Below are 461 nucleotides of genomic sequence, written 5' to 3' on the forward strand. Positions count from 1 at the left end.
TAGCAGCTCTATTAGCCAATGGCGGGATCGCACCATGGAATAACCAGCGCATTTTAAGAGAAGAAAATGCTACCGTTGTTAAATCAATTATGGTAACTGCTGGACTATACGATCAATCAGGAGATTTTTCTTCCCATGTTGGGGTTCCTTCTAAAAGCGGGGTTGGAGGTGGATTAATATCTGCGATCCCTCAAAAAGCCGGAATCGGGGTTTTTGGTCCAGCCTTAGATAAGGAAGGAAACAGTGTTGCTGGAATAAAGGCGTTTAACTTTCTTGTTAAGAAACTGAATTTAAATATTTTTGAATAAACTCCAATAAAAAAAAGAAGTTACATTTCTGCAACTTCTTTAATGTTTCAAACAATCCCTTTATTTACTCTTTTCTAGATAAACTCCCAATCCAACGATCATTGCAACTCCTAGGCTAACAATTACAATTGAACTTGCTTCACCGGTCTGAGG

2 protein-coding genes are annotated in these 461 nt (G+C 38.4%); one reads left to right on the forward strand and one right to left on the reverse strand.

What is annotated here, in order from left to right:
- Positions 1–308, forward strand: a 308-nt coding sequence (locus CP355_RS10065; protein ID WP_143468951.1) for a glutaminase, incomplete at its 5' end; no start/stop codon positions are given.
- 60 nt (positions 309–368) lie between these two features.
- On the opposite strand, the gene CP355_RS10865 is transcribed toward CP355_RS10065, so the two are convergent.
- Positions 369–461: LPXTG cell wall anchor domain-containing protein (locus CP355_RS10865; protein WP_143468953.1), on the reverse strand; the 93-nt coding region annotated here is incomplete at its 5' end.

The sequence above is a fragment of the Lactobacillus sp. UMNPBX4 genome, assembly GCF_002554115.1.
Classification (GTDB): Bacteria; Bacillota; Bacilli; order Lactobacillales; family Lactobacillaceae; genus Lactobacillus; species Lactobacillus gallinarum.